Below are 26,135 nucleotides of genomic sequence, written 5' to 3' on the forward strand. Positions count from 1 at the left end.
ATGCGCTATCGTCCCTACGGCAAGGCGGGTCAGGTGGTGTCAGCGGTGTCATTGCTGCTGGACGGCGGCGTCCGGCACTCCGCGCGCGAATGGCGCAATCAGGTCAGCGCGGCGCTGGATCTCGGGATCAATGGCTTCGAGATCGCCGGCGAAAGTCCCGCGCTGATCGAAGGCGCTTCCGAAGCACTGGCCGCTGTCGAGCGCGAGCTGCTGTTTATCATCTGGCGGCCGCGGATGCTGCCCCTCGAGCCGGGTCATGCGATCGAGGCCTTCCTGGCCCGAACGGGCCTGGGCTATCTGGATCTGCTCTGCTTCGATTCCGCCCCGCCGTCCGCCGACGTGCTGCAGCGGCTGCGCGATACCCGCTGGGTGCGATCCTACGGCCTGACCAGCGACGATGAAGACACCGACCTGCTCATCACCCACGGCGGTTTCGACGCCCTGACAACCTGCTACAGCCCGGTCTCGGGCTGGCGCGAGCGCAACCGCCTGAAGGCGGCCGCCGAGCGGGGCATGGCGGTGGTGGCGCGGAACGTCTGGCCCGAGTCGCTGCATCCCAAGCCGGTCATTTTCAAGAAGCCGCTGCTGGGCAGACGGCGAAACCCGCTGGCCGGTATGGTCGGCGGCTACAATTTCCTCGAGGCCACGCCGGGCTGGACCCCTGAGGAAATCTGCCTGGCCTATGTGCTGACAGAGCCCGCGGTGACCACCGTCCGGTTCGAGATCGACCGGCTGGACCGTCTGGAACGTCTGGCCTCCGTGCCGGACCGCGATCTTCCCACCGGAATCGCCGCCCAGATCGAGATGGCGCGCTTTTCGGCCGATGGTCTGCGGATCGGCGCGCGGGCTTGACCCGAACCGGTCGGGCGCCTAGCTGATAGGCCTTGTTTCACGCCGAAAAGGCTCCTGCCGTGACTGACGCCGCCGTCGCCAACCCCGCCCACGACTTCATCGCCCGCACCGTGGCCGAGCATCCGGTTGTGGTGTTCATGAAGGGCGAGCCCGAACAGCCGCGCTGCGGATTCTCCGCCCAGGTGGTGCAGATCCTCGACCATCTCGGCGTCGATTTCGTCGGCGTGGACGTGCTTCAGAGCGATGTGCTGCGCGACGGCATCAAGCTCTACAGCGACTGGCCGACCATCCCTCAGGTCTATGTGAAGGGCGAGTTCGTCGGCGGCTGCGACATCATCCGCGAGATGTACCAGGACGGCGAACTGAAGACCCTTCTGGACGCCCAGGGCCTGCTGAGCGCCTGAACCCGTTCATTCGGGCGGACACGATGAAGCTCCTCACCCCTCTGTCCGACCGGCAGGTCTTCACCCTGCCCTTCACGCCCAAGACCTCGGACATCGACGAGAACGGCCACGTCAACAACGTGGTCTATCTCGGCTGGGTGCAGGACATCGCCATCGCCCACTGGCGCTCGCGCGCGCCGGTCGAGGAGGCCACGCGCTGGGCCTGGGTCGTGCTGCGGCACGAAATCGACTATCGCCGCCCCCTGATGCCCGGCGAGCATGCCACGGGCCGCACCTGGGTTGGCGAGCGGCGCGGCCCGCGCTTTGACCGGTTCGTACGGATCGACGGCCCCGACGGCGAGATGTGCGCCCAGACCCATTCCGAATGGGTGTTGGTGGACGCCATGACAAAGCGGCCGGCCCGCGTGCCCGCCTGGATGGAAGAGATGTTTAGCTAGAGCGCGCCGGGTCCGGTCCAGGCGACGACGGGATTGGCCAGGAACACGCCGGAACGGCCGTCCAGCCCCAGCTCCTCCCAGGTGAACGTCAGTTCGACCCGGCCCTGGGCGACGGTCCGGCAGGTATCCACGCGCTTGCGGCCGAACGCCACCCGCGCGCCGGCGCGGGTCTTCTCGACGAAGAAAGCGAAGTCCTCCTTTGTCGTGCAGCCATTCGAGGCCACGCGAATGGCCAGAGCACTCCGGTCGGCGCTCACCGTATAGACCGGCTCCAGAAGCTCGAATCCGGCGCCCGGCGGTGCGGCCACCCGCGCCGTGACGCAGCCGCTCAGCAACAGGGCTCCGGCGATGAGGAAGGCGCGACGGTTCATGTCATGACCAAAGACGGCCCGGCGGGACTTGTCTAGGCTGAGCCGGTCGCTGGAGTCGCCGTTGATGCGTGTCTTGCCGGTTCTGCTGGGTCTTCTTCTGCTGTCGACGCCGGCCCTCGCGGCGCCCCGGCTGCCCCGTTCCACCGCCATCGACGGCGAGGTCGCGCGGGCTATGACCTCGACCGGCGCCCGAGGGCTGGCCGTCGCGGTCATCGATGGCGGCAAGGTCACCTACGTCCAGGCGTACGGGAAGCGGAACGCGGGCGGCGACCCGCTGACGACCGACTCGATCATGTACGGAGCGTCCCTGACCAAGGCCGTGTTCGCCTGGACGGTGCTGCAACTCGTCGACGAGAGGCGGGTCTCGCTGGACCGGCCGATAGCCGGCTATCTCCCGAAGCCTCTGACCGACTACGCCGATCCGGAAGAGCGCTACGCCCCCTGGGACACCCTGGCCGGCGACGAGCGCTGGCGGGCCATCACCCCGCGCATGCTGCTGACCCACAGCGCCGGCTTCGCCAACTTCTCCTGGCTGGAACCGGACGGGAAGCTGCACATCCATTTCGAGCCGGGCTCGCGCTACGCCTATTCCGGCGACGGCATCATCCTGATGCAGTTCGTGCTCGAGCAGGGCCTCGGCCTGGACGTCGGACAGGAGATGCAGCGGCGGGTGTTCGATCGCTTCGACATGAGCCGCACAAGCATGATGTGGCGGCCGGACTTCGCCGGGAACCTCGCCGACGGCTGGGATGTCGATGGCAAGGTCGAGCCCCACGACGAACGCAGCCGGCCGCGCGCCGCCGGCTCGATGGACACCACGATCAGCGACTTCGCCCGCTTCGCCGCGGCGATGGTGAAGGGCGAGGGCCTGGCGAAGGCCTCGCGGGCCGAGATGGCGCGGTTCCAGCTGGCCATCACCACACGGCAGCAATTCCCCACCCTCCTCCCCGAACGGCCCGTGGCCGAGCGGCGGCCCGATCTCGGCGCGGGCCTCGGCGTGGTGGTGTTCAACGGTCCGCAGGGGCCCGGCTTCTACAAGGGCGGCCACAACGACACGACGGCCAACACCTGGGTCTGTATCGAGCGCAGTCAGCGCTGCGTGGTGCTGCTGTCCAACGACGTGCGGGCGGAGGCGGCGTTTCCGGGCCTGGTGCGGTTCATCCTGGGCGAAACCGGTGTGCCGTATGAGTGGGAGTACGGAACGCCATCCGCGCCATAGCAAAAGGGCCCCGGATCGCTCCGGGGCCCTTCGCAACTCTGTCTGACGACGATCCTACGAGGCGTAGAATTCGACGACCAGGTTCGGCTCCATCTTCACCGGATAGGGCACTTCGGCCAGTTCCGGGGCGCGGACGAAGGTCGCCGCCATGTGGCGGGCGTCCACGGTGATGTAGTCGGGGGTGTCGCGCTCGCCCGAGCTCAGGGCTTCCAGCACGAGGGCCATGTTGCGCGACTTTTCGCGGACGCTGACGACGTCGCCGGCCTTCACGCGGTAGGAGGCGATGTTGACGCGCTTGCCGTTCACCAGCACGTGGCCGTGGTTGACGAACTGACGGGCGGCGAAGACGGTCGGCACGAACTTGGCGCGGTAGACGACCGCGTCGAGACGGGCTTCCAGCAGACCGACCAGGTTCTCGGCCGTGTTGCCCTTGCGGCGCGCGGCTTCGGTGTAGGTGCGGCTGAACTGCTTTTCGGTCAGGTTGCCGTAGTAGCCCTTCAGCTTCTGCTTGGCGCGCAGCTGGAGGCCGAAATCGGAGACCTTGGACTTGCGGCGCTGACCGTGCTGGCCGGGGCCGTAGGAGCGGCTGTTCACCGGGGACTTCGGGCGACCCCAGATGTTTTCGCCCATCCGGCGGTCGATCTTGTACTTGGCGCTGTGGCGCTTGGACATGTGTAGCTCTTCTTCAGTTCGACCCGGGCCGGCTCCTCCGAAAGTGGAGGCGCGATCTCAACGGCGGCTTCGTGTCACCCGTCATGGATTCCAGCGCCGTCCGGCGGACCGGCGGCGTGGGAAGGCGCGCTTATGACGAAGCGGGGCGGGGGAGTCAACTTTCGGGAGGCTCATCTCACGCTGTCGTCCCGGCCGAAGCGCAGCCCCCGGGTCGCGCGGAGCGCGCGCCCGAGGATGAACTCAGAGCCGGGACCCAGATTCGGCCTGGACTAGATCGGGGTCCCGGATAGCCGTTGCGCGGCTTCCGGGATGACAGTCTTGGGGGGACTTACAACTCTCCCCTCCCCCCGACTCGCCAACTGGTGTTGGATGCCCTCAGGGCACTTCCTCGAATCTCCATGGGCCGATGGCGTTCGACACACCCACTGCCCGCCGGACCCTCGCCATCGTCGGTGGCGGGTTCAGCGGGTCATTGCTGGCGCTGAAGCTGGTCGCGTTGCGGCCGGACTGGCGCGTGGTGCTGATCGATCCGTCGAGCCGGCCGGGACGCGGCCTTGCCTATGGCGCCTGCGCGCCCTCGCATCTGCTCAATGTACCCGTCGCCCGGATGGAGGCGGGCCTCAGCCCCGCCTACGGCGACTGGCTGGCCGGGCGCGCCGAGATGGCCGAGGCGCTGGCTGAAAGCGGCGGCGAGATGAGCGCCGCCTTCTCGCCCCGCGAGCTCTGGGGCCAGTATCTGCAACAGCAGGTGGCCGCCGCCCGGGTGACCGACAACGGCCCGGGCCTGACCGTGCTGCGCGGCGAGGCGGTGCGGCTGCTGGACCCGCCCCGGCGTGGGCTGATGCTCGGCGATGGCCGCGAGGTCGAGGCCGACACCGTGGTGCTGGCCACCGGCAACCTGCCGCCCCGTCCGCCCCTTCCGGCCGACAGCTGGCTGCGCGATGCGGCCGCCTTCGCCGCCGACCCGTGGGCGGCCGACGCCCTGACCGGCATCGCCCCGGACGCGCCGGTGCTGCTGCTGGGTACGGGCCTGACCATGGTCGATATTGCGCTGAAGCTGTCCGAGGAAGGTCATGGCGGGCCGATGCTGGCGGTCAGCCGGCGCGGCCTGCTGCCCGGCGCCCACCGCTACGGCGGCCACTGGGAGCCGTTCCTGGCGCCGATGCTTCCCGCCGGTCCGCTGACCCTCTCGAAGGCCATCCGGGCCGAGGTGAAACGCGCCCGGGCCGCCGGCCAGCCCTGGCAGCGGGTGATCGACGCCGTGCGGCCGGTCATTGCCCGCATCTGGTCGACCTGGACCCCGAAGCAGAAGCGCCAGTTTCTGCGCCACCAGCGTCCGCGCTGGGACGTCCACCGCCACCGCATGGCGCCGCGCATTGCCGCGCGGATCGAGGCCCTGATGGCCGACGGCCAGCTCAGCGTCCGTGCAGGCCGCACCCGCGACTGGACCCCGGCCGGCGAGGCCGTGACGGTGACCCTGCAGCCCCGCGGCGGCGGAGCGCCCAGAACCTTGACCGCGTCGAAGGTGATCAACTGCACCGGCCCGCGCAGCGACCTGCACGGCCTTGAGGTTCCGCTCTACGCCGACCTCGCCCGCAAGGGGCTGATCGCGCCCGACGATCTGGGTCTGGGGCTCGAGACGGCCGACTGCGCCGTGCTGGGCGCGCGGGGCGAGGTCTCGACCTGGCTCCATGCCCTCGGCCCCCTTACCCGCCCCGCCTGGTGGGAGATCACCGCCGTCCCCGAGATCACCGCCCAGGTCGACGGTCTGGCGCACCGGCTGGCGGAGGACGCGGTGGTGGGGCCGTCGCTCGAGGAGGCGTTCGTGGACCTGGGCGCGGGAATCTGAATCCTCCCCATCGGGGGAGGTGGCTTGCCTTCGGCGAGCCGGAGGGGGTCACCCGAGATCTGAGCGGACCCCCTCAGTCGTCGCTACGCGCCGACAGCTCCCCCGATGGGGAGCATCAATCCAGCCGCTCGCGATGCCAGGCCAGGTGATCGGCGATAAACGTCGAGATGAAGAAGTAGCTGTGGTCGTAGCCCGCGTGCCGCAGGACGGTCAGCGGCTGACCCGCGGCCTCGCAGGCGGCTTCCAGCAGTTCGGGCTTGAGCTGGTCGGCGAGGAAATTGTCGCCCAGACCCTGCTCGACGAGGATGTCCGCATAGCGCCCCTTCGCGGCGCCGGCCTCGATCAGCCGGGCGGCGTCATGGCCGGCCCAGACCGCTTCGTCGGCGCCGAGGTAGCCGATGAAGGCCTTCACACCCCACGGACAACGCGTCGGCGAACAGATCGGGGCGAAGGCGCCGACCGAACGGAACAGGTCGGGATGCCTGAGCGCCAGGGTCAGCGCTCCGTGGCCGCCCATCGAATGGCCGCTGATCGCCCGCCGCGCCGGATCCAGCGGGAAGGCGCCATGCGCGGCCTCCAGCAGGTCGCGGGTGATGTAGGTCTCCATCTGGAAGTGCTCGGCCCACGGCGCCTGCGTCGCGTCGACATAGAAGCCCGCGCCCTGGCCGAAGTCGTAGTCGGGGCTGTCGGCGACGCCCTCGCCGCGCGGGCTGGTGTCCGGCGCCACGATGGCCATCCCCAGCGCCGCCGCCGCGCCATAGGCGCCGGCCTTGACCGTGAAATTGTCCTCCGTGCAGGTCAGCCCCGACAGCCAGACCAGCACCGGAAACGGCCCCTCGCCCGGCGGCAGGAAGATGCTGAACCGCATCGGCGTACCGGTCGCCGCGCTCTGGTGGCGGCAATAGTGCAGCGTGCCGTCGAACGTGCGGTTGGTGGAGAGGATTTCGACTTCGGTCATCTGAGGGCTCGCTTCAAAGATGCTCCCCATTCGGGGGAGCTGTCAGGCCGCAGGCCTGACTGAGGGGGTCACCCGGGATCTGAGCGGACCCCCTCCGTCGCTGCTGCGCAGCGCCACCTCCCCCGATGGGGAGGATCACTCCTAGAACACCACCACAGACCGGATGCTCTCCCCGGCGTGCATCAGGTCGAACGCCTTGTTGATGTCTTCCAGCGGCATGGTGTGGGTGATCATCGGGTCGATCTGGATCTTGCCGTCCATGTACCAGTCGACGATCTGCGGCACGTCGGTGCGGCCGCGGGCGCCGCCGAAGGCCGTGCCCTTCCAGACGCGGCCGGTGACCAGCTGGAACGGGCGGGTGGCGATCTCGCAGCCGGCCTCGGCCACGCCGATGATGATGCTCTCGCCCCAGCCGCGATGGCAGGCTTCCAGCGCCTGGCGCATGACCGTGACGTTGCCGGTGGCGTCGAAGGTGTAGTCCGCGCCGCCGTCCGTCAGGGCCACCAGATGGGCGACGATGTCGCCGCTGACGTCCTTGGGATTGACGAAGTGGGTCATTCCGAACTTGCGGCCCCATGCCTCGCGGTCCGGGTTGATGTCGACGCCGATGATCATGTCCGCCCCGACCAGCTTCAGGCCCTGGATCACGTTCAGGCCGATGCCGCCGAGGCCGAAGACGATGCAGTTGGCGCCGGGCTCGACCTTGGCGGTGTTGGTCACCGCGCCGACGCCCGTGGTCACGCCGCAGCCGATGTAGCAGGCCTTGTCGAACGGGGCGTCCTTGCGGATCTTCGCCAGGGCGATCTCGGGCAGCACCGTGTGGTTGGCGAAGGTCGAGCAGCCCATGTAGTGGGCGATCTGCTGGCCCTTGTAGGAGAAGCGGCTGGTGCCGTCCGGCATCTGGCCCTTGCCCTGGGTGGCGCGGATCGCCGTGCAGAGGTTGGTCTTGCGGGAAAGGCAGCTTTTGCACTGCCGGCATTCGGGCGTGTAGAGCGGGATCACATGGTCGCCGGGGACCACGCTGGTCACGCCGGCGCCGACCTCCAGCACGACACCCGCGCCTTCGTGGCCGAGGATCGAGGGGAAGATGCCCTCGCTGTCGAGACCGTCGAGCGTATAGGCGTCGGTGTGGCAGATGCCGGTCGCCTTGATCTCCACCAGCACCTCGCCGGCGCGGGGACCTTCCAGGTCGACCTCGACGATTTCCAGCGGCTTCTTGGCTTCGAACGCGACGGCGGCGCGGGTCTTCATGGGGCGACTCTCCGGTTGAACGCGGGGACTATAGCCACGGGACCGGGGATGTCAGCCGGAAGGGGACATGTACCGCAGGTACGTGTTCCCTAATCGAGCTGCTGGTTTGGGGGACACGTACCTTTGGTACATGTCCCCTAGGCCTCAACCACCGCCGGCAAGCGATAGCGGCCATCGAGCAGCTCGGGCCTCGGCAGGTAGCCGCGCATGAACAGCGCAAACCGCCCGGCGGGGGCCGGCAGCCAGTTGGACTCGCGCGCCGCCTCGGGGCGCTCGTGGCCGATCCAGAGGTCGAGCGAGCCATCGTCGTTCCAGACCAGGCCCGGCGTCCGGTCGCCGATCGCGTAGCGGTTCAGTGGGTTGTCGGTGAAGTAGAACTGCCCCTCCGGCGTGATCTCGTACATCGAGAGCGACCAGAAGCTGTCCACCGGGATCTGACGGTCGGCAGGCAGATGCAGACGCCAGTTTCGCGTCCCGTCAAAGGCCCCGCCGCCCTCAGGCGCACCGGCCCGCAGATAGGTGGCCTCGGCCAGCGGCAGCGCCGCCAGCCCGCCCAGCGCCACGACCGCGCGGAATTGATAGTCCTGCCCGAAGTCCCCGAGCTTGCTGGACGGATAGGCCCAGCCCTCGATGAAGTTGCTGCCCGACAGGCCGCCGCCGCCCCGCGCCGCCTTGCGAGCCTCCTCGACGCCGGCCTCGATCTCCGCCTGTTCGGCGGGGCTGAAGCGCGCGGGGTCGAAGGTCCCCTGCCCCAGACCCAGCGGCGCGATCCGCTTCAGCAGGGCGCCGTCCGTGGCCGGCGGCGAATTGATCGCCATCAGGGCGTCCGCGCTGGCGAAGTAGTCCGCCCAGCCGTCGCGGCGTTTGGCGTATTCCGGCGCCGGCGCGGCCTGCGGCCCCTGGGCCGAGAAGCCGCCCTGAATGATCCCGGCGGCGTCCAGGTCATGCGGACCGTCGACGAGGATTCGCGCCAGGGCCCAGACATGGCGGGTCGGCGCGCGGACGACGTTGCGGCCGTCCGCCGCGTCGGTCGGCCCGACCAGGGTGTAGACGTCGCCGTCGTTGCCGGTGGTCCGCGTGCCGAGCACCGCGAAGCTGTTCGACCAGGCGTCCATCAGTTGCAGCGAGACATACCGGTCGCCCGACGGCGGGATCGTCAGGCTCACTGGCCCGTTGCTGAGGTCGATCTGGCAGGTGGCGTAGAGCGTGTCGTTATTGGGCGTGGTCACCGCCCGGGCGCGATGATCGGCCAGCCGGCGCATCATCCCGAAGCTGTTCAGCGGCGTGCCGACGGCCTGCCCGACGCTGCGGATCGCCGCGATCTCGATCAGCGGCAGGACATAGAGCCAGGCGTCCCTGGCGGCGGTGCGTAGGTCGGTCATCACATTCCTCAGGCTTTCACGATCGCCGGCAGGCGCCAGCGGCCATCGAGGACCTCCGGGCGCGGCAGATAGAGGCGCATGGTCAGGCCGAACGGCCCGGAACGAGGCGCCGGCAGCCAGTTGGCGGACTTCGCACCGCCGGGATCGGTCCGGCCGATCCAGATGTCCAGCGACCCGTCGGCGTTGCGGACCAGACCCCTGGTCCTGTCGCCGATCGTATAGCGGTTGATCGGGTTCTCCGCGAAGAACTGCTGCCCCTCGGGCGTCAGCTGATACATCGACAACGACCAGAACGAGTCGACCGGAACCTGCGCCGGAAGCGTCATGCGGTAGAGACCGTCGCCGGTGAACACGCCGTCGGCGTCACCCTGGCTGCGGGCATACATAGCCTCCGCCACCGGCAGTGCGGCCAGGCCGCTCATCGCCACGATGGCCCGGAAGACATAATCCTGTCCGAAGTCGCCGAGGTTGGGCCGGGCATTGCTCCAGCCCTCGACAAACGTCAGCCGCCCGCGCGACCCGGCGACGATGGCCCGGGCCTCGGCCACACCGGCGGCAACTTCCGGGCTGGCCAGATCGAGTCCGCCCAGCCGCGCCAGGATCCGGCTGTCCGTGGCCGGCGGCGGGTCCGAGACCATCAGCGCCTTCACGGCGGCGAAGTAGCCCGCAGGCGCCGCGCCGCGGTTGGCATAGGCCGGCGGCGTCTCCCCGACAGGCCCGGCGAGCGTGAAGCCGTCCTGCACCGCATGGGTCGCCGGCAGGTCATCGCCGCCGTCCGTCAGGGTGCGCACCAGCAAGAAGGCGTGTGGCGTGGCGCAGCGCACGACGTTCGGACCACTGCCCGTCTGCCCCGGTCCGACAATCGTGAACCGGCCGCCCTGGCCGCCCACGGTTCGCGAGCCAAGGACCGCGTCATTGTCGGTGTACATATTCATGATCGCCGCCGACCAGTAGCGGTCTCCGGTCGCCGGCACGGTCAGCGTCATCGGCCCCTTGGTCAGGTCCAGCCAGGCCATTGAGTAGAGGGTGTCGTTGTTCGGCGTGGTGACGAACCGCGAGCGGTGGTCGGCGAGTTGACGCGCGTGGCGCAGCTGGTTGACCACGGCGCCGGAAGCGATGTGCATCGCGCGGGTGGCCGCCATTTCGATCAGGGCCAGGCCGTAGAGCCAGAGGTCGCGGCCGGCCGCCCTCTGATCTCCCGAGGCAAGGGCTGTTCCGGAAAAGGCGGACGCCAGTCCCGTGGCGGCCATCGCTGCGAACAGGTCCCGACGATTCATGACGCCTCCCGAAGAGTTTTGTTACCCTTTGGTCTCATTCTTAGCAGCCGCCTTCTGGCGCGCAAGCTTTTCGAGCACCCGGCCCCGCCCTTTCGACAGGGCGGTGACCACGCCCCGCCAAGTGCGGACCTCCTGGTCGGTCAGCCGCGAGCGGCCGAGCGAGATGCGGAGGTTGCGGACCATCGAGGGACGCTTTTCCGGCGGATGAAAGAAGCCGGCGGCATCCAGTTCGCCTTCCAGGTGCTCGTAGAAGCCGACCAGCGTCTCCATGTCGGCCGGCTCGTCCACGTTGACCGCGAACGCGTCGCGGGGCCGGTCCGCGACGCCCAGCCGCCACTCGTAGGCGTTCAGCGCAACGGCCTGGGCCAGGTTCAGCGAGCGGAACTTCTCGTCGACGGGGATGGTGACGATGCCGTGGCAGAGCGCGATGTCGTCGGTCTCCAGCCCGGCGCGCTCGCCGCCGAACAGCATGCCGACGCCCTGACCGGCGGCGACCGCCTCATGCAGGTTCGCCGCCGCCTCGCGCGGCGTCAGGACGGGCAGCTGGGTCCCGCGCGACCGCGCGGTCGTGGCGTAGACCAGACGCAGGTCGGCCACGGCCTCCTCCAGCCGGTCGAAGACCTTCGCATTGTCCAGCGGCCAGTCCGCGCCCGACGCCGAGGCCCAGGCGCGATCCTGCGGCCAGCCGTCCCGCGGCCGTACGAGCCGCAGGTCGCTCAGCCCGAAGTTGGCCATCACGCGGGCGACCGCGCCTATGTTCTCGGCCAGTTGGGGTTCGTTGAGGATGACGACGGGTGCGGTCACGGGTCTCTCCACCTGCTCCGGGCGCGCGGATCAGGCCTGCTTCGATGCCAAGCCGGGGCAGATAGCAGAAAAATGACGGATGGGTCGCCCAATGGGTCGCTTACGCGTTACCAACGGCATCATGAACAAGCTCCTGCCGATCCTCGCCGCCCTGGTTCTCGCCGCCTGCAGCCAGCCGATGCCGGAAACCGGCGCGAGGACCCTGCCGCTCGACGCCGCCCTGCTGGACCAGGAGATCGGCGAGATCGCCCAGCGCGCCGAGCCCGCCATGATCGAGGTCGCCGTCCAGAACCTTGAGGGCGGCGAGATGTGGGCCTGGAACGGCGACAAGGCCTTCCCGATGCAGAGCGTCTTCAAGGCGCCGCTGGGAGCCGCCGCGCTGGCGGAGGTCGACGCCGGAAGGCTGTCGCTCGACGAGGTTATCACGCTTGAGGAGAAGGACATCTCGCCCGCCCACAGCGCCATCGCCGACGCCTGGCCGGAGCGGGACGCCTACACAGTGCGCGAACTGCTGGTCGCGGCGGTCGGCGAAAGCGACAACACCGCCGCCGATGTGCTGATGAAGCGGATCGGTGGCCCGGGCGCCGTCACGGCCTGGCTCAGGTCCAGGCGCGTCATGGACATGAGGGTCGATCGCTACGAGCGCGAGCTGCAGCCGGAGATCAGCGGCATGGCCTCGTTCCGGATCGCCTGGAAGGGCTGGCCGGCGTTCGCGATGGCGCGGGACAGCGTGCCGGAAGCGACGCGCCGCGCGGCGGCTGCGAAGTATCTGGCGGACCCCCGCGATACGACGACCTCGAGCGGGGCGCTGACCTTCCTGCGCCTGCTGCAGGTCAGAGAACTGCTCTCTCCCCGCAGCACCGCCCTGCTGCTGAAGATCATGACCGAAAGCAAGACGGGCGAAGGACGGCTGAAGGCCGGCCTGCCGCCCGGTGCGAGCCTGGCGCACAAGACCGGCACTTCGGCGACTGATCTGGGCATGACCATGGTCGTCAACGACATGGGCATCGTCACGCTCAGGGACGGTCGACGCTACGCGGTGGTGGTCTTCATGACCGGCTCGACCCAGGACGAGGCGGCGCAGGACAAGGTGTTCAGCGACGTGATGGGCGTCATCGTCCGCGCCGCAGGGAAGCCCTAGGCGGCGGCGACGCTGAGAGACGTCCTCGTCAGGCGCGCCTGGGCGAGGGCCTCGACGAGCAGCGTCGGGTGGAGCGGCTTGGCGACATGCATGTCGGCTCCGGCCTGGTGAGCCGCCTCGATATGCTCGTCCATGGCGTTGGCGGTCAGCATGATGATCAGACAGGGCGCGGCGCCGGACGCGGCCTCGCGTTCCCGGATCAGGCGCGTGGCCGTCAGGCCGTCCATCACCGGCATCTGCATGTCCATCAGCACCGCGTCGTAGCCGGCTCCGAACGCGGCCACGGCCTCCTCGCCGTTGCCGACGATGGTCAGGTCGACGCCGAACGGCTCCAGCACGATCTGCAAGACCTTCTGGTTGGTCGGATGATCCTCGGCCGCCAGGACGCGCAAGCCCTCAAGGCTGACACCGTCGCCGGATCCGGCGCGTTCCTCGGCGACGGCCATTTCCGCGCGGGGCAACGGCAGGATGACGGTGAACTCGGCCCCTTCGCCCGGAGTGGCCGTGGCGTCGATCTCGCCGCCCATCATGCCGGTCAGGGCCGCGCAGATGGACAGGCCGAGACCGGTCCCGCCGAACCGGCGCGTGATCGAATCGTCGGCCTGCTCGAACCGGCGGAACAGCCGCTCGCGAACCTCGGCGTCGAACCCGACGCCCGTGTCGCGAATGGAGAACTTGAGGGCCTCGTCCTGGCGCTCGACGGTCAGGGTCACCTGGCCCCTGTCGGTGAACTTGACGGCGTTGCCGAGCAGATTGCTGAGGATCTGCGCGATCCGGCCGCTGTCGCCCAGCCAGGCGCCCTGGGCCTCATCGGCGATGCGCCATGTCAGGCTCAGACCCTTGGCCTCCGCCGAGGCGCGATGCAGGTCGGCCATGGCCGACACGGTGTCCTTCAACTCGAACGGCGCAGGCGACAGGCGGAACTGCCCGGCCTCGATCTTCGACACATCGAGAATGTCGCTGAGCACCTGTTCCAGCAGACGGCCGGACGACGACACCAGCCCCGCCAGCTCGCGCCGCCGGGCCAGATCCGGCGTATCAGCCAGCTGGTCGGTGAGCGCGATCACCCCGTTCAGCGGCGTCCGCAGCTCGTGGGACATGTTGGCGAGGAAGGTCGACTTGGCGCGGTTAGCCCGCTCCAGCTCCGCCGTGCGGGCCGCGACCCGATCCTCCAGCGAGCGGAACAGTTCGTCGTTGTCGGCGTGCTGGGTCCGCAGCATGCGGGCCAGATCGCCGATCTCGTCGTCGCGGGCCTCGACAAGAGGCGCCTGCGCCGTGCCGTCGCGGGCATGGGCGGCCGACAGGATGACCAGCGGGTCGACGACTTCCCGGTGAATGAAGCGGAACAGCAGGATCGCCTGGACCACGATGCCGATCAGCCCGAACAGCAGAACCCAGGACGCGGTCCGGGCGGCCGACCAGGCGATTTCCGCCGTCGGCAGGCTCATGACGAAATACCAGTCCGGCTCCTTCAGGTGACCGTAGGCGATGACCCGTTCGCCGGACCGGAACACACCCGAATTGCCGCCGCGCTCACGGATGCTCCTGACCAGCGGCCCGATCGCGCGCCGCTCCTGTTCGCGGACCAGTTCGGCCGGCGAAACGATGCCGCCCTTGCCCAGACCGGGCGCCGCGATCAGCTCGCCGTCCGCCGACACGATCAGGTTCTCGCCGCCCTGGATCGACTCGCCGATGGCCGCCATCAGATAGGAGTCGAGCGTCACCGTGGTGCCCCAGGCGCCGACGTGCACGCCGTCGATGTCGATCGGGGTCATGCAGGCCGTGGTCAGCGCCTTGCCGGTCGGGTCGCTCATCAGCTTGCGCAGCTTGGTGCATTTCATCATCCGCGCCGGGTTCACGCCGGGCAGCGTCAGTTCGGTCATCTCTTCCTTGCGGAAGTCGAGCGTCGCCGGCGCCGTCTCGCGGTAATAGACCAGCCGGTCGTCGCGATCGGGGCCGTACATCACCAGCCGGTTGTCCGGCGTGAACATGTAGAAGTTGTCGTAGCGCGAGTGCTGCGCTTCCCCCGCCAGCGACACGGTCTGCAGCGCGGCGATGAACAGGGCCTTCTGCTGCGGGGTGACGTCGGCGCCATCGGCCATGAAGGCGCCCATGCCGTACATGAAGGCGCCGTCGCTGCGGCTTGAGCCCTCGAACAGCGCCGGCGCGCTACGGCGCGTTCCGTCGCTCTTCAGCGGGAACAGTCTGTCGAAGCGGGCGTCCAGGTCCGGACCGGCAGCGACGTCGAGACGTCGCATGAGCGCCCGGGTCGCATCCCCGTGCACCTTCACCAGATCGGAGAACAGCCGGTCCTCGGTGCTGGTGCGCTCCTTCACATAGAGCTGCAGATTGCGGATCTGCCGGTCCATCGAAGCCTGCTGCACAAAGGCGAACGTCGCCGCGGTCGCAAGGCCCGTGACGGCGATGGACAGGACGACCACGATAGCCAGCAGCTTCCGGGCCAGCGGTTTGGCGACAATCGTCATGGATGGAACGGCCTTCCCTCAACGACACACGCTTAGCGATCAGACCTGAACAGGCCGTTGACTGGATTGAGGGCTGTTTGCCCCACCGCGCGACAGGCGCTATAGCCCTCCCGCTCGCGCTCGCGGGGGCCCTGTGCGCCGCCGCTTTTTCCAGCAGAAGCGCGCCCAACGGAGAAACACCCCCATGGCCAAGATCAAGGTCGCCAATCCGGTCGTCGACATGGACGGCGACGAGATGACCCGCATCATCTGGAAGCTCATCAAGGACAAGCTGATCTTCCCCTATCTCGATCTTGAGCTCGACTACTACGACCTCTCAATCGAGCACCGCGACGCCACCAACGACCAGGTGACGATCGACGCTGCAGAGGCGACCAAGCGCCATGGCGTGGCCGTCAAATGCGCGACCATCACCCCGGACGAGCAACGGGTTGAGGAATTCAAGCTGAAGAAGATGTGGAAGAGCCCGAACGGCACGATCCGCAACATCCTCGGCGGCGTGATCTTCCGCGAGCCGATCATCTGCCAGAACGTGCCGCGTCTGGTGCCCGGCTGGACCCAGCCGATCATCGTCGGCCGTCATGCGTTCGGCGACCAGTACAAGGCCACCGACTTCCTGTTCCCGGGCAAGGGCAAGCTGTCGATCAAGTTCGTCGGCGAGGACGGCAAGGTCATCGAGCACGAGATCTTCGACGCCCCGTCGGCCGGCGTGGCCATGGGCATGTACAACCTCGACGACTCGATCCGTGACTTCGCGCACGCCTCGTTCGCCTACGGCCTGAGCCGCAAGTACCCGGTCTACCTCTCCACGAAGAACACGATCCTCAAGGCCTACGACGGCCGGTTCAAGGACATCTTCCAGGAGATCTTCGACGCCGAGTACGCCGCGAAGTTCAAGGAACTCGGCCTGACCTACGAGCACCGTCTGATCGACGACATGGTCGCCTCGGCGCTCAAGTGGTCGGGCGGCTACGTCTGGGCCTGCAAAAACTACGACGGCGACGTGCAGAGCGACATCGTCGCCCAGGGCTTCGGCTCGCTGGGCCTGATGACCTCGGTGCTGCTGACCCCGGACGGCAAGACCGTCGAGGCCGAGGCCGCGCACGGCACCGTCACGCGCCACTACCGCCAGCACCAGAAGGGCGAGTCGACCTCGACCAACTCGATCGCCTCGATCTTCGCCTGGACCCGTGGCCTCGCCCACCGGGCCAAGCTGGACAACAACGCCGAACTGGCCCGGTTCGCCGAGACGCTGGAAAAGGTCTGCGTCGACACCGTCGAGTCGGGCTTCATGACCAAGGACCTGGCGCTGCTGGTCGGCGACAAGCAGGCCTGGCTGACCACCGAAGGCTTCCTCGACAAGGTCGACGAGAACCTGAAGATCGCGATGGCCTAGGTTCGGTCGGGACCGGTCTTCCGGTCCTCGCCCGCCCAGATGACAGGGCCGCCCTTCCCGTCCGGCCGGACAGGAGGGGCGGCCTTTTTCGTCGTCCGACGTCAGGCCGGCTCGGGCCGGTAGAAGGCCGACAGCTTGTTGCCCGTCGGATCGCGGACATAGGCGAGATAGTAGCCCTCGCCATAGGTCGTTCGCGGCCCAGGCTTACCTTCGCAGGTTCCGCCGTTGGCCAGCGCCGCGGCGTGGAAGGCGTCGACCTGGGCTGTGCTCTCCGCATGCAGGCCGATCATGATGCCGTTGCCGGCGCGGGCCGCCTCGCCGTTGAACGGCGCGCAGATCAGGATCGTGCCGTGATCGTCGCCCTCCGGTCCGTAGCCGGCCCAGCCGTCGTTCAGCCAGGCCCGGCGCAGGCCGAGCGCCCCCAGCGCCGCGTCGTAGAAAGCCGTCGCCTGGGTGATGTCGTCGGCGCCGATGGTCAGGTAGCTGACCACCGGTCGTGTCCCGGCGCTCATCAGAACGGCCCCTTGGCGTAGACGCAGATCTTGTTGCCGGTCTGGTCGCGCAGGTAGGCGCCGTAGAAGTCCTTCGAGTCTTCAGGTCGCGGCCCGGGGGCGCCTTCGTCGGACCCGCCGTTGGCCAGGCCGGCGGCGTAGGCGGCCTTCACCGCATCGGTGGACGGCGCCAGCAGGGCGACCATGACGCCGTTGCCGCCCCGGGCGGCCTGACCGTCATGGGGCGGGCAGATGTAGATGGTCTGGGGTCCGCCCACGGGGCCATAGCCGGCCCAGCCGCCGCTGAAGAAGCCGCGTTCGCCGCCTATGGCGCCGAACACCGCATCCCAGAATGGCAGCGATTTTTCGACGTCCAGAGCGCCGATGGTGACGTAGCCGATCATCTCGACCTCCCTCGTTGTGATCGAACGAGGCTAGATCAACGGCCGGAACAGAACAAGAACTCGTCGGTCGTCATGCTGACAGAGGATGGCAGCAGCGGAGGACTCAGCGTTCGCCTTCAGGCAGCTGGATGTGCACCAGCTTCCAGTCGAACAGCGCGCGGCGCTCGAAGGTGAAGACCGTCACGGTCTTCTCGTCGCCCGGCCGTTTGACCGCGATCCGTACACGGTCGACGCCCCAGTAAGGCACCGTGGGCCATGGCCCCTTCATCGCCGCCTTGACCTGTACTCCCAGCGTCTGTTCGCCGCGCGCCGCCGGCGGGGCCGCGCCGGGCTTGTAGCCGCGGGTCATGGCGGACAGGCCCGGCAACGTCAGATAGCGGTCGACCTTGGGCTCTGGCGGGGCCAGCGGCTCGATGGCGCGCTTGAGGGCGCCGATCGGGTCTTTCCAGATGGACGGCGCCTCGACCGAAGCCGGCGCCTGGGCCGGCGACAGCTGGCCGGTCAGGCTCTTGCGAACCGCCGGAAAGTCCACGAGGTCGGCCGTCGCCTGCACGTCCTCCGCAGCCGTTGCGGCCCGCAACGCACGGAACGCGAAATAGGGCGCACTGGCAAATGCCAGTGCGAACACGAGGGCCGCCGTGACAACAATCTTGAAGAGGTCGAACCGCATGGGGTCTGCCCGTTAACTGTGGCGGGTATCAGAGCACGCAATATGGGCCGTTTGGCAACCCGCGCTCGCCTGTGGCGGGAATGGGGTGTCTGCGTTTGTCCGCCCTTGTCCCCGGACTATCGGGGGCGGGAGTCTCACCTGCGTCTACCTCTCCCACCTGGGAGAGGAAGGCTATGAGAGCGCCGCCCGCACCGCCGCCACGCCGTCCGCCGCCTTGCTGTCGTCGGGGGCGCCGCCCTGGGCGAAATCGGGTTTGCCGCCTGCGCCCTGACCGCCCATGGCGATCACGGCGGCCCTGGCCAGATCGGCGGCGTTGAAGCGGCCGGTCAGGTCCGGCGCGACGGCAACGGCGATGGCCGCCTTGCCGTCGGCGGTGCCGACGATGGCCACCACGCCCGCCTGCTTCCTGAACTCTTCGGCGAGGCCGCGCAGTTCCTTGCCGCCGACGCCGTCGAGCACCTTGCCGATGAAGCTGACGCCGCCGATATCCTCAGCCGCCACGGGGCCCGAGCCGCCGCCGCCCATGGCGAGGGCCTTCTTCGCCTCGGCGAGATCCTTCTCCAGCTTGCGGCGCTGGCCATCGAGCGCATCGACGCGCTGGCCGACCTCGAGCACCGGAACCTTGAACCGGTCAGCCAGGTCGCGGGCGACATTGGCCTGGTCCTGCAGCCAGCGGCGGGCGGCGAGGCCCGTCAGACCCTCGATGCGGCGCACGCCGGCGGCGATGCCCTGTTCGGCGATGATCTTGAACAGGCCGATGTCACCGGTGCGGGCGACATGGGTGCCGCCGCACAGTTCGACGGAATAGGCGCCCTGCCCGGCCAGGCTGTCGCCGAGCGTCAGGACGCGAACCTCGTCGCCGTACTTCTCCCCGAACAGCGCCATGGCGCCGGCCTCAATGGCCTGTTGCGGGGCCATCATCTTCGTCTCGGCGGCGCGGTTCTGCAGGACGACGGCGTTCACCTCGTCCTCGATGCGCGCCAGTTCGTCGGCGGTCAGCGGGCCGCCGTGGCTGAAGTCGAAGCGCAGGCGCTCGCCGTCGACCATCTGGCCCTTCTGGGTCACGTGCTCGCCGAGCACGTTGCGCAGGGCCGCGTGCATCAGGTGGGCGGCCGAGTGGTTGGCGCGCGTGGTGGTGCGGTTGGCGGGATCGACCTGCAGGGTCACCGCCTGGCCGGCCTTCAGGCTGCCCGCGACGATCTCAAGGTCATGCACATGCAGGTCGCCGGCGTGCTTCTGGACGTCGGTGACCTTCGCCGAGCCGCCCGGCCATTCGATCAGGCCGATGTCGCCGGCCTGGCCACCGCTCTCGGCGTAGAAGGGGGTGCGGTCGAACACGGCCTGGACGGTGTCGCCGGTGAGGGCTTCGGCCGTCTCGACGCCGTCGCTGAGCAGGGCCTGAACCGTGCCGGTTCCATCGACGCTGTCGTATCCCGTGAAGGCCGACGCGCCGACGCGGTCGCGGATGGCGAACCACTCGGCGGCCGCCACCTGCTGGCCGGTGCCCTTGAGGCCCTCGGACTTGCCGCGTTGCTCGGCCATCAGCCGGTCGAACTCGCCCGTATCGACGGTCAGGCCGCGCGAACGGACCGCATCCTGGGTCAGGTCGAGCGGGAAGCCGTAGGTGTCGTGCAGCTTGAACGCCACGTCGCCGGACAGGACGCCGCCCTCGGACAGGGGCGCGGTGGCCTCGTCCAGCAGGATCATGCCGCGGCCGAGGGTGCGGCGGAACCGCTCCTCCTCCTGGCGCAGGGTCTCGACGATGGCCGGCTGGGCCCGGCGCAGCTCGGGATAGGCGGCGCCCATCTGGTCGACGAGGGTCGGCGCCAGGCGGTGCATCAGAGGCTCGGTCGCGCCGAGCAGGTGAGCATGACGCATGGCGCGGCGCATGATCCGGCGCAGCACATAGCCCCGGCCTTCGTTTGACGGGGTGATGCCGTCGGCGATCAGGAAGGACGAGGTGCGCAGGTGGTCGGCGATGACCCGGTGCGACGGCGCCTGGTCGCCCACGGCCTTGACGCCCGTGGCCTCCTCCGAGGCGGCGATCAGGGTGCGGAACAGGTCGACGTCGTAGTTGTCGTGCACGCCCTGCATCACCGCGGCGATGCGTTCCAGACCCATGCCCGTGTCGATCGAGGGCTTGGGCAGGTTCGTGCGCGTGCCGTCGGCGTGCTGCTCGAACTGCATGAAGACCAGGTTCCAGATCTCGATGAACCGGTCGCCGTCCTCTTCAGCGCTGCCCGGAGGCCCGCCCCAGACCTTGTCGCCATGGTCGAAGAAGATCTCCGAACAGGGGCCGCAGGGACCCGTGTCGCCCATCGACCAGAAGTTGTCGTTGGTCGCGATGCGGATGATCCGGTCGTCGGACAGGCCGGCGATCTTGCGCCACAGCGCCGCCGCCTCGTCGTCGGTGTGATAGACCGTGACCAGCAGCTTCTCTTTCGCCAGGCCGAAGTCGCGCGTCAGCAGGGTCCAGGCGTGTTCGATCGCCTGCTCCTTGAAGTAGTCGCCGAACGAGAAGTTGCCGAGCATCTCGAAGAAGGTGTGGTGGCGGGCGGTGTAGCCGACGTTGTCCAGGTCGTTGTGCTTGCCGCCGGCGCGCACGCACTTCTGCGAGGACACCGCACGCGGCGTCGGCGGCGTCTCCGCGCCGGTGAACATGTTCTTGAACGGCACCATGCCGGCGTTGACGAACAGCAGCGTCGGATCGTTCTGCGGCACCAGCGGGGCCGAGGCGGTCACGGCGTGCCCGTTGCTCCCGAAATAGTCCAGGAACGCGCTGCGGATATCGTTGAGACTCTTCATCGTTCGGCCAGGTCGCTGTCGGTCCGGGGCGCCGCCCCCTCGCCGGGATGGAATGGAACCGGCTCCTTAACCAACGGCCGCCCGCGCCACAAAGGAAAAGGCGCGCGAGAGGGGAATCCGCGACCGGCTGGACGGTCGTGAAGCAACCCTCTCCCGGAGGGAGAAGGAGGGCTAGGGGTCACGGCCTGGGTCGGCAGGGTTCGTAAGCCCGCATCCGTCGGCTACGCCGACACCTTCTTCCGCCGGGAGCAGGAAACGATCGGACGAAAAAGGACGCCCGGCGGTGGCGCCGGACGTCCTTCAATCGCGGTGCGCCCCGCGGGGCCACGCGGGCTGCGGGTGGGCGAACGCCCGGCGCGGAGAGGCGCGCCGCGAAAGCCTTCGCCCGGGGCTAGTCCTCGTCTTCGCCCTCGGTGGGACCGACGAGCAGTTCCTCCTCGATGATCTCGGACTTGCCGCGCACGGCGTCCTCGATCTGTTTGGCGATGTCGGGATTCTTCTTGAGGAACTCGCGGACATTGTCGCGGCCCTGGCCGATGCGCTGGTCGCCGAAGGAGAACCAGGAGCCCGACTTGTCGATCACACCGGCCTTGACGCCAAGGTCGATGATCTCGCCGAGCTTGGAGATGCCCTCGCCGTACATGATGTCGAACTCGACCTCGCGGAACGGCGGGGCGACCTTGTTCTTGACCACCTTCACCCGGACGTTGTTGCCGACGATCTCGTCGCGGATCTTGACCGAACCCGTGCGGCGGATGTCCAGGCGCACCGAGGCGTAAAACTTCAGGGCGTTGCCGCCCGTGGTCGTTTCCGGGCTGCCGTACATCACGCCGATCTTCATACGGATCTGGTTGATGAAGATGACCAGGGTGCCGGCCTTGGAGATGGAGGCGGTCAGCTTGCGCAGCGCCTGGCTCATCAGACGGGCCTGAAGGCCCGGCAGGCTGTCGCCCATCTCACCTTCGATTTCGGCGCGCGGCGTCAGGGCCGCGACCGAGTCGATGACGATCACGTCGACGGCGCCGGACCGCACCAGGGTGTCAGTGATCTCGAGCGCCTGCTCGCCGGTGTCCGGCTGGGACACCAGCAGGTCATCGAGATTGACGCCCAGCTTGCGCGCGTACTGCGGATCCAGGGCGTGCTCGGCGTCGACGAAGGCGGCGGTTCCGCCGGCCTTCTGGACCTCGGCCACGACATGCAGGGCCAGGGTCGTCTTGCCCGAGCTTTCCGGACCGTAGATCTCGACCACCCGCCCCTTGGGCAGACCGCCGATGCCCAGCGCGATGTCGAGCCCGAGCGAGCCGGTGGGCACCGCCTCGACCTCGATCTTGCTCTTGGAGCCCAGCCGCATCACCGAGCCCTTGCCGAAGGCCCGATCGATCTGCGTCAGCGCCGCTTCGAGCGCGCGCTGCTTGTCACCTTCGTCGCGTGTCACGAGTCTCAAAGCCGCCTGGTTCATGGGAGCCGTCCTTATTCCACGATTCTGCCGGGCCGCGTGGCCCACGGACAAACTTTGATCATGGTTTGTTCCGGTTGGCAATATGTTCTCATTGTTGCGCGCAGAAATTGTATTTCGTCCTGGCCGCCGGGTTTCCGGCCCGCCTCCTCAGATGTCCGCCGACCCGGGTCGCAAAACGTCACGCCATGACGCCGGCGGCAACCGGGCCTTAAGGCCGTCCGTGCAAACTGGGCGGGTTCCGGGGAGTCTTCGCCTTGTCCATCGCCGCCCGCCGCCTGCTCGGCCTCGCCTTCGCCAACGCCGACATGTTGCTCGAGATTGAGTCCGGCGGGGTCATTCTGCTCGCCCTTGGCGCTGCCCAGGCCACCCTGGGCGTGGATGAGGCCGGGCTGGTCGGGCGATCTGTGGGTGATCTGGTGGTCGAGGCCGACCGGCCGATGCTGGACGCGCTGATCGCCGGGCTGGACGACGGGGCCCGCCGCGCGCCGCTGGTGGTGCGCGTGGCCGGCCAGCCGGGCCGTGCGGTCGCCTTCACCGCCCGTCGCCTGCCTCAGAACGAAGGACGGATTTCCTGCGCCCTGCTGTCCGCCGCCGCACCGCCGGCCGCCGGGTCGAGCGCCAGTGACGGGCTGCTGAGCCGCGACGGCTTCGAGGCGATCACCAAGTCCCTGATGGACGCCGCCAAGGCCACTGGCCAGCAACTGGAACTCGCGATGGTCGAGATGAACGGCCTGACCGACGCCAGCGCCCTGCTGGGGCCCGAGGCCGGCGCCGCGCTGGAGAGACAGGTCGCCGGGGCCCTGCGCGCCGAGTCCCTGCAGGGCTCCGGCGCCGCCAAGGTCGGCGACGACCGGTTCGTGCTGCTGCGCGAGCAGGGCGAGAACCCCGCGACCATGATCAAGCGCCTGACCCGGGTGGTGGCCAGCTGCGCCGGCGGCCAGAGCCTGGGCGCCGCAGCCCACGCCGTGCCGATGGAGTCTGGCTCGCCCGCCCGCCTTGCCCGCGCGCTGCGCTACGCCCTGGACGACTTCATCGAACAGGGTCTGAAGGATGTGCCGCCGATCACCCTGAGCCAGGCCATGGACCGGTCCGTGCGTCGCACCCTGACCAAGGCCGGCGAGCTGGGCGCGGCGGTCAGCCAGCGCCGGTTCACCCTCGCCTACCAGCCGGTCGTCGATATCCAGACCGGGATCGCGCATCACCACGAGGCGCTGGTCCGGTTCGAGGACGGCGGCAGTCCGTTCACCATGGTTCGCATGGCCGAGGAGTTCGACCTGATCGAGGAGCTCGACCAGGCGGTGGTCGAGCAGGTGATCCGCCAGCTCAAGGGCGACCGCACGGGCAAGGTCCGTCTGGCGGCCAACATTTCCGGCCGGTCGATCGGCAGCGAGATTTTCGTCGCGGGACTGGAGCGGATGATCAAGGCCGACGCGCGGCTGAAGGACCGGCTGATCTTCGAGGTCACCGAGAGCGCCGCCATCGATGACCTCGACCTCGCCAACCGGCATATCCAGAGCCTGCGCGGCCTCGGCTGCAAGGTCTGCCTCGACGACTTCGGCGCCGGGGCCGCCTCGTTCGCCTATCTGCAGCGGCTCAGCGTCGATGTGGTCAAGATCGACGGCCGCTATGTGCGCGACCTGGCCAGCGACGGCCGGGACGGCGCGCTGGTGCGGCACCTGGTGCAGCTGTGCAAGGAACTCAAGGTCAAGACCGTCGCCGAGATGGTCGAGACGGTCGAGATCGAGGACGCCGCCCGCAAGGCCGGCGTCGACTTCGCCCAGGGCTGGCTTTACGGCCGCCCCGCCGATCGCCCCGAGCCGGCGATCGTGCGGGAAACGGCGCCGCCGGTCGCGGCCCGTCGCGCGGGACTGAAAGAGCAGTGGGGGTAGCGCTCCGGCTCACGCATAGTGGCGTGACGGCCGGAGGGGCGAATGAGTCGGAACGGAATACTGCTGCTGAGCAGCTGGGTGCTGATCGGGATGACGCTGGTCCATGCGCCGCCCGCGCTGACCGGGATCCTGACATTCCTGTTCGTCATGGTCGGCTGGATCGTCGCGCTGGCCGTCCACGAGTTCAGCCACGCCTTTGTCGCCTGGAAGGCCGGCGATCACACGGTCGAGGCGGCCGGCTATCTGGGGTTTGATCCGCTCAAGTACGCCGACGTCGCCACCAGCATCGTCTTCCCCGTCATTGTCCTGGCGATCGGCGGGATCGCCCTGCCCGGCGGCGCGGTCTACCTGCGGCCGGACCTGATGCGCAGCGCGGCCTGGCGATCGGCCGCCTCGCTGGCCGGACCGGTCGGCACGCTGCTGGTGCTGATCGTGCTGTCGATCCTGCTGGCCGTCGGACCGGCCAGCGGCTGGGGCGGTCCGCTGTGGCCGGCCGTGGCGCTGCTGGCGCTGTTCCAGGCGATGGCCTTCTTCTTCAACCTGTTGCCCGTGCCCGGGCTGGACGGCTACGGCGTGATCCGCCCGTTCCTGCCGCCGGACCTGCAGGCGAAGGTGGCGCCGGTGGAGAAGGTGGCGATCTTCATTCTGATCGCGGTCGTGTTCTTCGTGCCGGGCGTGGCCGAGGCGCTGTTCGACGCGGCCCTGTTCCTGACCAGCCTGCTGGGCGTCGACACCCGGCAGATCGGCCAGGGCTACGTCAACTTCCACTTCTGGGAGTCCGGCGGCGGCTGACGCCGCCGCCCCGACGCCTCAGTCCCTCGCGCGCGCGAAATAGCCGTCGACCACGCGCCGCCACTGATTGAAACGCACTCATGTCCCTGGTCATCAATTCCGTCTCAAAGGCCTTTGGCCGCTTCCCGGCGCTGACAGATGTGTCGCTGACCGCCAGACAGGGTGAGTTTCTCGCCCTTCTGGGTCCGTCGGGATCGGGCAAGACCACCCTGTTGCGGATCCTTGCCGGACTGGAAGTTCCCGACGGCGGCGGGGTCACTTTCGACGGCGAGGACCTCCTCGCCCTCTCGGCGCGTGAACGCCGGATCGGCATGGTCTTTCAGCACTACGCCCTGTTCCGGCACATGACGGTGGCCGACAACATCGCCTTTGGCCTGAGCGTGCGGCCCCGGGCCACGCGGCCTTCAAGGGCCGATATCGCCCGCCGGGTCGAGAACTTGCTGAAACTCGTCCAGCTTGAGGGTCACGAAACCCGCTACCCCTCGCAACTGTCCGGCGGCCAGCGTCAGCGGGTGGCCCTGGCGCGGGCGCTGGCCATTGAACCGCGGATGCTGTTGCTCGACGAGCCGTTCGGAGCGCTCGACGCCAAGGTCCGCCGCGAACTGAGGCGCTGGCTTCGCCGGGTGCATGACGAAACCGGCGTGACCACCGTGTTCGTGACCCATGACCAGGAGGAAGCGCTGGATCTCGCTGACCGGGTCGCGATCCTGAAGGGAGGTCGCCTGGTTCAGGTAGGCGAGCCCCAGGCCGTGTACAACGCACCTGCCGACGCCTTCATCTATGACTTCCTGGGCGGCGCCGTTCGGCTGCGCGGCCAAGTCACGGACGGCGTTCTCTCGATCGGCGACTGGCGGACGGCCGCACCGATCGATGCGCCGTCCGGTCCCGTCGATGTCTTCTTCCGCCAGGACCAGGCGGTCATCAACGCCGTTGAAGGCGAAGGTTTCCTGGCCGTCGTGAAAGGCGCGGCGCATCGGGGACCGGCCATCCGCCTCGACCTCGAAGCCATGGGCGAACCCATCGAACTTCTGTTGACGGCAAGCGAGGTCCCCGACGCCGCCAGACCGGGCGCAAGTCTGCGCATCGCGCCACGGCGGCTCGAGCTGTTCGCGACAGGCTGACGCCG

Annotated in this window: 23 protein-coding genes; 10 read left to right on the plus strand and 13 right to left on the minus strand. The window is 68.7% G+C overall.

Translation table 11 applies throughout. The features are described from left to right. Genes AC3WJT_RS16025 through AC3WJT_RS16035 form a run of 3 tightly spaced genes read left to right on the plus strand, consistent with a single transcriptional unit; the run spans position 1 to position 1,693 of the window. Positions 1-852 carry an aldo-keto reductase family protein gene (locus tag AC3WJT_RS16025; protein WP_492344128.1) on the plus strand — a complete coding sequence of 284 codons (852 nt, stop codon included), beginning with the start codon at positions 1-3 and terminating at the stop codon, positions 850-852. 59 nt (positions 853-911) lie between these two features. Continuing rightward, a complete protein-coding gene (grxD, locus tag AC3WJT_RS16030) occupies positions 912-1,256 on the plus strand; it encodes a Grx4 family monothiol glutaredoxin (protein WP_492344129.1) in 345 nt (114 codons plus the stop codon). Between the two features lie 23 nt (positions 1,257-1,279). Next, positions 1,280-1,693 carry an acyl-CoA thioesterase gene (locus AC3WJT_RS16035; protein WP_492344130.1) on the plus strand — a complete coding sequence of 138 codons (414 nt, stop codon included), beginning with the start codon at positions 1,280-1,282 and terminating at the stop codon, positions 1,691-1,693. On the opposite strand, the gene AC3WJT_RS16040 is transcribed toward AC3WJT_RS16035, so the two are convergent. Next, positions 1,690-2,064 (minus strand): hypothetical protein, encoded by a 375-nt coding sequence (locus tag AC3WJT_RS16040; protein WP_492344131.1) that lies wholly within the window; start codon positions 2,062-2,064, stop codon positions 1,690-1,692. The genes AC3WJT_RS16035 and AC3WJT_RS16040 overlap by 4 nt on opposite strands. 64 nt (positions 2,065-2,128) lie before the next feature. Between AC3WJT_RS16040 and AC3WJT_RS16045 the strand changes: the two genes are divergently transcribed. Beyond that, a complete protein-coding gene (locus AC3WJT_RS16045; protein ID WP_492344132.1) occupies positions 2,129-3,283 on the plus strand; it encodes a serine hydrolase domain-containing protein in 1,155 nt (384 codons plus the stop codon). A gap of 54 nt (positions 3,284-3,337) precedes the next feature. Here AC3WJT_RS16045 and rpsD read toward each other — a convergent pair whose 3' ends face one another. Then, positions 3,338-3,955 (minus strand): 30S ribosomal protein S4, encoded by a 618-nt coding sequence (gene rpsD, locus AC3WJT_RS16050; protein ID WP_488900638.1) that lies wholly within the window; start codon positions 3,953-3,955, stop codon positions 3,338-3,340. A 406-nt stretch (positions 3,956-4,361) separates the two neighbouring features. On the opposite strand from rpsD, the gene AC3WJT_RS16055 reads away from it, so the two are divergent. Next, on the plus strand, positions 4,362-5,804 hold the full coding sequence (locus AC3WJT_RS16055) for an FAD/NAD(P)-binding protein (RefSeq protein ID WP_492344133.1): 1,443 nt from the start codon (positions 4,362-4,364) through the stop codon (positions 5,802-5,804). A 115-nt stretch (positions 5,805-5,919) separates the two neighbouring features. Here the strand turns inward: AC3WJT_RS16055 and fghA are convergent, their stop codons facing one another. From fghA to AC3WJT_RS16080, 5 genes are all read right to left on the minus strand, one after another. Continuing rightward, positions 5,920-6,762 (minus strand): S-formylglutathione hydrolase, encoded by an 843-nt coding sequence (gene fghA / locus AC3WJT_RS16060; protein WP_492344134.1) that lies wholly within the window; start codon positions 6,760-6,762, stop codon positions 5,920-5,922. A 141-nt stretch (positions 6,763-6,903) separates the two neighbouring features. Further along, positions 6,904-8,013 (minus strand): S-(hydroxymethyl)glutathione dehydrogenase/class III alcohol dehydrogenase, encoded by a 1,110-nt coding sequence (locus AC3WJT_RS16065; protein WP_492344135.1) that lies wholly within the window; start codon positions 8,011-8,013, stop codon positions 6,904-6,906. Between the two features lie 137 nt (positions 8,014-8,150). After that, entirely contained in the window at positions 8,151-9,395 is a 1,245-nt protein-coding gene (locus tag AC3WJT_RS16070; RefSeq protein WP_492344136.1) for a DUF1254 domain-containing protein, read from the minus strand. Between the two features lie 8 nt (positions 9,396-9,403). After that, positions 9,404-10,672, minus strand: a complete 1,269-nt coding sequence (locus AC3WJT_RS16075; protein WP_492344137.1) for a DUF1254 domain-containing protein — start codon at positions 10,670-10,672, stop codon at positions 9,404-9,406. A 21-nt stretch (positions 10,673-10,693) separates the two neighbouring features. Next, positions 10,694-11,476: an RNA methyltransferase gene (locus tag AC3WJT_RS16080; protein ID WP_492344138.1), complete on the minus strand. Its 783-nt coding sequence runs from the start codon at positions 11,474-11,476 to the stop codon at positions 10,694-10,696. A gap of 121 nt (positions 11,477-11,597) precedes the next feature. On the opposite strand from AC3WJT_RS16080, the gene bla reads away from it, so the two are divergent. After that, a complete protein-coding gene (gene bla / locus AC3WJT_RS16085) occupies positions 11,598-12,617 on the plus strand; it encodes a class A beta-lactamase (protein ID WP_492344139.1) in 1,020 nt (339 codons plus the stop codon). Here bla and AC3WJT_RS16090 read toward each other — a convergent pair. Continuing rightward, positions 12,614-15,103: an ATP-binding protein gene (locus AC3WJT_RS16090; protein ID WP_492344140.1), complete on the minus strand. Its 2,490-nt coding sequence runs from the start codon at positions 15,101-15,103 to the stop codon at positions 12,614-12,616. The two genes, bla and AC3WJT_RS16090, sit on opposite strands and share 4 nt — an antisense overlap. Before the next feature lie 184 nt (positions 15,104-15,287). Here AC3WJT_RS16090 and AC3WJT_RS16095 point away from each other — a divergent pair, with 184 nt between their 5' ends. Further along, positions 15,288-16,499 (plus strand): NADP-dependent isocitrate dehydrogenase, encoded by a 1,212-nt coding sequence (locus AC3WJT_RS16095; RefSeq protein ID WP_492344141.1) that lies wholly within the window; start codon positions 15,288-15,290, stop codon positions 16,497-16,499. Between the two features lie 101 nt (positions 16,500-16,600). Here the strand turns inward: AC3WJT_RS16095 and AC3WJT_RS16100 are convergent, their stop codons facing one another. From AC3WJT_RS16100 to recA, 5 genes are all read right to left on the minus strand, one after another. Further along, the gene (locus AC3WJT_RS16100; protein WP_492344142.1) at positions 16,601-17,011 is read right to left on the minus strand and encodes a VOC family protein; all 411 of its coding nucleotides are present in this window, start codon (positions 17,009-17,011) and stop codon (positions 16,601-16,603) included. Then, positions 17,011-17,394, minus strand: coding sequence for a VOC family protein (locus tag AC3WJT_RS16105; RefSeq protein WP_492344143.1), 384 nt, complete (start codon positions 17,392-17,394; stop codon positions 17,011-17,013). Before AC3WJT_RS16105 ends, AC3WJT_RS16100 begins: the two co-directional genes overlap by 1 nt. Positions 17,395-17,497: 103 nt before the next feature. Further along, entirely contained in the window at positions 17,498-18,064 is a 567-nt protein-coding gene (locus tag AC3WJT_RS16110) for a DUF2939 domain-containing protein (RefSeq protein ID WP_492344144.1), read from the minus strand. A gap of 171 nt (positions 18,065-18,235) precedes the next feature. Then, complete coding sequence (gene alaS, locus AC3WJT_RS16115; RefSeq protein ID WP_492344145.1) at positions 18,236-20,869, minus strand: alanine--tRNA ligase; 2,634 nt, start codon at positions 20,867-20,869, stop codon at positions 18,236-18,238. Positions 20,870-21,260: 391 nt separating this feature from the next. Then, complete coding sequence (recA, locus tag AC3WJT_RS16120; protein WP_492344146.1) at positions 21,261-22,328, minus strand: recombinase RecA; 1,068 nt, start codon at positions 22,326-22,328, stop codon at positions 21,261-21,263. A gap of 254 nt (positions 22,329-22,582) precedes the next feature. Here recA and AC3WJT_RS16125 point away from each other — a divergent pair, with 254 nt between their 5' ends. The 3 genes from AC3WJT_RS16125 (at position 22,583) to AC3WJT_RS16135 (ending at position 26,130) form a co-directional block, all read left to right on the plus strand. Further along, a complete protein-coding gene (locus AC3WJT_RS16125; protein ID WP_492344147.1) occupies positions 22,583-24,217 on the plus strand; it encodes an EAL domain-containing protein in 1,635 nt (544 codons plus the stop codon). A gap of 42 nt (positions 24,218-24,259) precedes the next feature. Then, positions 24,260-25,009 (plus strand): site-2 protease family protein, encoded by a 750-nt coding sequence (locus AC3WJT_RS16130; RefSeq protein WP_492344148.1) that lies wholly within the window; start codon positions 24,260-24,262, stop codon positions 25,007-25,009. 80 nt (positions 25,010-25,089) lie between these two features. Next, complete coding sequence (locus AC3WJT_RS16135; protein ID WP_492344149.1) at positions 25,090-26,130, plus strand: sulfate/molybdate ABC transporter ATP-binding protein; 1,041 nt, start codon at positions 25,090-25,092, stop codon at positions 26,128-26,130. The last annotated feature ends 5 nt before the right edge of the window (positions 26,131-26,135 follow it).

Source organism: Caulobacter sp. FW305-C-30-S16 (assembly GCF_058783025.1).

Coding starts and splice junctions, on each gene's coding strand:
- AC3WJT_RS16025 (WP_492344128.1), top strand. CDS start 1: ATGCGCTATCGTCCCTACGGCAAGGCGGGTCAGGTGGTGTCAGCGGTG.
- AC3WJT_RS16035 (WP_492344130.1), top strand. CDS start 1,280: ATGAAGCTCCTCACCCCTCTGTCCGACCGGCAGGTCTTCACCCTGCCC.
- AC3WJT_RS16040 (WP_492344131.1), bottom strand. CDS start 2,064: ATGAACCGTCGCGCCTTCCTCATCGCCGGAGCCCTGTTGCTGAGCGGC.
- AC3WJT_RS16045 (WP_492344132.1), top strand. CDS start 2,129: ATGCGTGTCTTGCCGGTTCTGCTGGGTCTTCTTCTGCTGTCGACGCCG.
- rpsD (WP_488900638.1), bottom strand. CDS start 3,955: ATGTCCAAGCGCCACAGCGCCAAGTACAAGATCGACCGCCGGATGGGC.
- AC3WJT_RS16055 (WP_492344133.1), top strand. CDS start 4,362: ATGGCGTTCGACACACCCACTGCCCGCCGGACCCTCGCCATCGTCGGT.
- fghA (WP_492344134.1), bottom strand. CDS start 6,762: ATGACCGAAGTCGAAATCCTCTCCACCAACCGCACGTTCGACGGCACG.
- AC3WJT_RS16065 (WP_492344135.1), bottom strand. CDS start 8,013: ATGAAGACCCGCGCCGCCGTCGCGTTCGAAGCCAAGAAGCCGCTGGAA.
- AC3WJT_RS16070 (WP_492344136.1), bottom strand. CDS start 9,395: ATGACCGACCTACGCACCGCCGCCAGGGACGCCTGGCTCTATGTCCTG.
- AC3WJT_RS16075 (WP_492344137.1), bottom strand. CDS start 10,672: ATGAATCGTCGGGACCTGTTCGCAGCGATGGCCGCCACGGGACTGGCG.
- bla (WP_492344139.1), top strand. CDS start 11,598: ATGAACAAGCTCCTGCCGATCCTCGCCGCCCTGGTTCTCGCCGCCTGC.
- AC3WJT_RS16090 (WP_492344140.1), bottom strand. CDS start 15,103: ATGACGATTGTCGCCAAACCGCTGGCCCGGAAGCTGCTGGCTATCGTG.
- AC3WJT_RS16095 (WP_492344141.1), top strand. CDS start 15,288: ATGGCCAAGATCAAGGTCGCCAATCCGGTCGTCGACATGGACGGCGAC.
- AC3WJT_RS16100 (WP_492344142.1), bottom strand. CDS start 17,011: ATGAGCGCCGGGACACGACCGGTGGTCAGCTACCTGACCATCGGCGCC.
- AC3WJT_RS16105 (WP_492344143.1), bottom strand. CDS start 17,394: ATGATCGGCTACGTCACCATCGGCGCTCTGGACGTCGAAAAATCGCTG.
- AC3WJT_RS16110 (WP_492344144.1), bottom strand. CDS start 18,064: ATGCGGTTCGACCTCTTCAAGATTGTTGTCACGGCGGCCCTCGTGTTC.
- alaS (WP_492344145.1), bottom strand. CDS start 20,869: ATGAAGAGTCTCAACGATATCCGCAGCGCGTTCCTGGACTATTTCGGG.
- recA (WP_492344146.1), bottom strand. CDS start 22,328: ATGAACCAGGCGGCTTTGAGACTCGTGACACGCGACGAAGGTGACAAG.
- AC3WJT_RS16130 (WP_492344148.1), top strand. CDS start 24,260: ATGAGTCGGAACGGAATACTGCTGCTGAGCAGCTGGGTGCTGATCGGG.
- AC3WJT_RS16135 (WP_492344149.1), top strand. CDS start 25,090: ATGTCCCTGGTCATCAATTCCGTCTCAAAGGCCTTTGGCCGCTTCCCG.